3 protein-coding genes are annotated in these 2,517 nt (G+C 62.6%); 2 read left to right on the top strand and 1 reads right to left on the bottom strand.

The window, feature by feature from the left end; all coding sequences use genetic code 11:
- Positions 1-355, top strand: a 355-nt coding sequence (locus VF515_19610; GenBank protein HEX7409841.1) for a nucleotidyltransferase domain-containing protein, incomplete at its 5' end; no start/stop codon positions are given.
- Positions 343-744 (top strand): nucleotidyltransferase substrate binding protein, encoded by a 402-nt coding sequence (locus tag VF515_19605; GenBank protein ID HEX7409840.1) that lies wholly within the window; start codon positions 343-345, stop codon positions 742-744. The genes VF515_19610 and VF515_19605, both read left to right, overlap by 13 nt.
- Positions 745-922: 178 nt before the next feature.
- Here VF515_19605 and VF515_19600 read toward each other — a convergent pair whose 3' ends face one another.
- Positions 923-1,909, bottom strand: a complete 987-nt coding sequence (locus tag VF515_19600) for a choice-of-anchor Q domain-containing protein (GenBank protein HEX7409839.1) — start codon at positions 1,907-1,909, stop codon at positions 923-925.
- Positions 1,910-2,517 lie beyond the last annotated feature (608 nt).

The following is a 2,517-nucleotide window of genomic DNA, read 5'->3' as shown; positions in this document are numbered from 1 at the left end:
GCCGTTGACCGGCTGTGTCGTCAGGACTAATACTGCCGCTGTGGCCTACGCAAATAGGGGTGGCGAACGCGACGATGTGGAAGCGGCGCGGCGGATCGTCGTGAAGTTTCTTGCACCGCAACGCGCCCGGCTGTTTCTGTTCGGGTCACGCGCGCGCGGCGTCGCCCGCCGCACCTCAGACATCGACGTGGCGGTGTTACCGGAGGCCCCACTGATTCCGGGGACGCTGGCCCGTCTGCGTGAGGCGCTGGAGGAAAGTGACATCCCGTACCGGGTCGAGGTCATCGACCTTTCGACCGTGAGTGAGGCGTTTCGCCGTAGCATTCTGGCTGAGGGCATTCCGTGGAACGATTGACCCAACGCCTCGCCACGGCCCGCGAAGCCCTCTCCACGCTGGATGAGCTGGCGCATAAGCCGGAGCGGTCAAAGGTCGAGCGGGATGCAGCGATGCAACGTTTCGAGTACACGTTCGAGGCTGTCTGGAAGGCGGTTCAGCTTTACCTCCGGGAAGTGGAAGGCCTCGATCTCGGTTCGCCCAAGGGCGTAGCTCGGGCGTCGCTGGAGGTCGGGATTCTCGACGAAGACGAGACGCGCCTCGCACTGGGCATGGCCGACGATCGCAACTTGACCGTGCACACCTATAACGAAGACTTGGCGGAGGAAATCGCGGGGCGCTTGTCCCAGCACGCCGCACTGCTGCGGCACTGGGTGGAGAGGGTCACTGCTCGATTGACCGACCCTTGACGTCGCGGTATCAGCGCAGAGTTTGCGCCGGTCCCTACCGGGCAATCGCCGGATTTCCTCGACGATACGTTCCACGGTGCGCACGGGAGTCACCTCGGCGGAAACCTATTCCAGTTCACCGTTCCCTTCCAACCCCACACGTGTCCAGCATCCAGCGCCGTTCAGTTCCTCTCCTTTCTCAACACCCGTTCAGCGCATTGTTCACCGCCGTGAGGATCTCATCGACCGTGATGTGCCCATCGTGATTCGCGTCTCCGGCCTCGCACGTTGTGACTGGCGCGTTCCCGAGGGCGATGTTGACCATAGTGAGCAGTTCATCGACGGTGACCGAGCGCTTGCCATTGCAGTCACCGATGCAAGGCGACGCCGAGTTCGCTTCGAAGGCGCCGATGGAGCAGTTGGCGGCGTCCGTACCGGGCCGGATGAAGCCGCGTTGGTCTAGATTGTCGACGGGCGCAGTGCCAGTGGTCGTCGAACATACGCTCTCGTCGCCGGCATTGATCCCGGGGCTCGTCACCGTGCATCCAGCGCTGGGGGCACCTGTGCCTGTACACAGGGCGATGGTTTGGGTCGGCCCACCGTTGTTAGCTAAACCTGCCGGGTCGAGGTGGGGGTTCGTGTTACAGAACGAGTTGCCGGTGGTGGTGCAGCCGGTGCCCGTGAAGCCGCACGTCGTGCCGTTGTCGATGTTGTGGCCGCCATCGGTAACGCTGCCGGCGCAATTGCCGCCCGAGGTGCTATTGGCGACGATGGTGTTGGTGACCGTCAGCGTGCCTGAGCCCCAGTTGTAGATGCCGCCGCCGTTGCCCGCGCTATTGCCGTTGGAGATGGTCAGATTCTGGATCGTAAACGTGACACCAGCGTTCACGGAGAAGACGCCCACGAAGTGCCCGCCGCTGATCGTGATCAGACTCCCGCCATCAAGGGTGGTGTCGGCACTAATGGTCTTGGTGCTGCTGACGGTAATCGTGGCGGCGCCACCGCAGTTGAAGGTCACGGTGCCGTCGAAACTCCCGCCGCCGGGGAGGCAGGTATTCAGCGCTGCCTCGGTGCACGTACCCGTGCCGGTGCCCACGACGCACGCCAGGGCACGCGAGGGCAGAGTGAGACATTGCAGGAGCAGCGCCAGCCCTAAGCCGCTGCATCGCAATGCTCTCTTCCTCATTGTCAACTGATACCCTCTCTTGCCGCCTCGGCCCATAACACGAGTCGGCCGTCAAATCCAAACAAGGTTGAACAGGTCCACACAAATGTCGGTGATGCTCGTCCCGCTATGGAACTGCGAGCCTTCAAGAGGTACCTCCAGGACTAATCAACCGCGCAGCTGCTATATCTGTTTTTCCCTTGGCAACACAATGGTCGCCGCGCAAGTGCTACGCTTCGGTCAACTGCCACATGGCTGAAGCGCCAAGGCGTCAGCGATGCTGTTGTGGCGTGTCAGCAGCATCGGGGGCGTACGAAAGGGCCGGGCTTCGCTTGAGGTGGCACTCGTGGCTGTGGCAGGATAGGCTTGATGCCCAGGGCGCAGGAGGTGCGGCGGCCGTATGTGTTCACGAGCGTTGATCAGTTGCTCGCCGACTTTGCGCGAGACGTTGAGCGCTTGAAACGAGAGGAAAAGCCGTGAGCCGTACGGTCGTCATCCGAGTGGGGCCGGTGGAGCAAGCGCGCCGCGAATTCAAAGAGGACGTCGCCACCTTGGAGCGCGGCGGCCGCGTCCGCCGCCAACGCGAAATTTGGTTTGCGAACCTGAATGATGCCGCGAAGGCGCTCTCA

The sequence above is a fragment of the Candidatus Binatia bacterium genome, assembly GCA_036382395.1.
Lineage (GTDB): Bacteria > Desulfobacterota > Binatia > HRBIN30 > HRBIN30 > JAGDMS01.
The sequence above is the reverse complement of the archived record's forward strand: the minus strand, read 5'-3'. Positions and strand labels throughout refer to the sequence as shown.